The organism is Aerococcus sp. L_32, assembly GCF_050689315.1.
In genome coordinates, this window is sequence record NZ_JBOEQF010000388.1 from 1 (window position 1) to 1,818 (window position 1,818).

4 protein-coding genes are annotated in these 1,818 nt (G+C 37.3%); all 4 read right to left on the reverse strand.

The features are described from left to right. A partial coding sequence (locus ACRCJ0_RS13220) for a Jag N-terminal domain-containing protein (protein WP_431390717.1) occupies positions 1–199 on the reverse strand: 199 nt, incomplete at its 3' end. 15 nt (positions 200–214) lie between these two features. After that, entirely contained in the window at positions 215–1,042 is an 828-nt protein-coding gene (gene yidC, locus ACRCJ0_RS13225; RefSeq protein ID WP_026465534.1) for a membrane protein insertase YidC, read from the reverse strand. 32 nt (positions 1,043–1,074) lie between these two features. Continuing rightward, positions 1,075–1,452, reverse strand: a complete 378-nt coding sequence (gene rnpA / locus ACRCJ0_RS13230) for a ribonuclease P protein component (protein ID WP_417894088.1) — start codon at positions 1,450–1,452, stop codon at positions 1,075–1,077. Between the two features lie 46 nt (positions 1,453–1,498). Continuing rightward, entirely contained in the window at positions 1,499–1,633 is a 135-nt protein-coding gene (rpmH, locus tag ACRCJ0_RS13235) for a 50S ribosomal protein L34 (protein ID WP_003142921.1), read from the reverse strand. Between the last annotated feature and the right edge of the window lie 185 nt (positions 1,634–1,818).

Consider the following 1,818-nt stretch of genomic DNA (forward strand, 5'->3'; position numbering starts at 1 on the left):
TTGTGGCATCAATTTCGGACACTTCTCGTTCAGTGTAATGGATGGCTACAATCGCATCCTTTGCCCCTAAACCGAGAAATCCTTTTTTGGCTTCTTGAATTACTTGAACTTCAACATCTTCTCGCGCCAACCGAAGTTGTTGCAAGCCTTTGGCAATAGCAGCATCGACTGAAGTCGCTTCAAATCTTTCAGTTTTCAATACAAGAACCTCCTGTTATTTCTTCTTACCATTAGGATTACGTTTTGCTTTTTCTAAACGACGTTCTAGCTCTTTCTCTTTACGAATTTGATCTTCGCGTGCATCACGCTTCTTAAAAGGATTATTCATCACTAATGTTTGAAGAATTGTAAATCCAGTGGACGCCACCCAGTAAAGTGAAATTGCTGATGGTAAGGTTACACCCATGAATAAAATCATTACTGGCATTGTCCATTGCATCATCGCCATTGATGGATTGCTATTTGGTGTACCAATCGTTGTCAAACGTGTGTTATACCATGTTAGAATAGCTGCAATAATTGGGATTACAAATAGTTGGTCAGGAACTCCTAATTCTAACCATAAGAAGTGACCTTGGCTTAGAATTTCTGTTCTAGAAATAGATTGGTATAAGGCCATCAAAATTGGCAATTGAATTAACATTGGTAAACAACCAGACCACATGCTATAGTCATATTTTTCATTTAACTTGGCTGTTTCTTCTTGTAATTTTTGCTGAGTCTCTGGATCCTTAGATGCATATTTTTCTTGCAAGGCTTTTAGCTCAGGCTGCATCATTTGCATTTTTTCAGTACTTTGTGTTTGGTACTTGGTTAATGGAATCAAGATGATACGAATGATCAAGGTAAAGGCAATAATCCCTACACCATAGTTACCAAAGATATCTGATAACCACACAATAATACGTGAAAAGTTATAGACGATGTAACGGTCCCACAAACCTGTCGAATTCTCATCGATTGGACTTGTCCCACAAGCCGCTAGAAAGATAACAGCCATCATGGTGATTGCTAAAATCTTCCACATTTTTTTACTTCGAATATTCAATTTTTACAAATCCTCCACGAATTCTATCATTCATGTGGTAATGGCTTTGCTTTTGTATGCTCTTTTATCGGATGATAAATTTTCGCCAAAGATAGCACATGAATCAAACTTTTTTTCACTTCAGCTGTTGTCATATCTGCAGCTGGCTTACGAGCAATCACGATAAAATCATTGGACGGATCAATGCCTGCCTTGAGTTCGGTAATGCTTTGACGAATTTTTCGCTTCACTGCATTACGGGTAACAGCGTTTCCAATTTTCTTACCGACAGAGATACCAATCCGGAAATGGGGTTGGTCCTTCTCCAATCGATAAATAACAAATTGGCGATTCGCAGTACTATGACCGTGATGAAATACCTGGCCAAAATCTTTCTCAGATTTGACTCTATAAGATTTCCGCACGTAAGTTCGCCTCCTTAATAAAAAAAGACCACATATTAATGTGATCTTATGCAGAAATAACTTTTCTTCCTTTTCTACGACGAGCTGCTAAAACGTGACGACCGTTTTTAGTGCTCATACGTTTACGGAAACCGTGAACTTTTTGACGATGACGTTTTTTAGGTTGGTATGTTCTTTTCATTACTTGCACCTCCTGTTGCGATTAAGTCTTTCGTTTTTTTATTAATATAAAACGACTGTAATATTATATACAATAAAAAGTCGAAATTCAATTTCAGGTGCGAAATTTCGCACTCGTAATCAAGATTTTACCACATCATACCCCATATCACAATACTTTTTGTACAAATATTGGTTTTTTTCAAG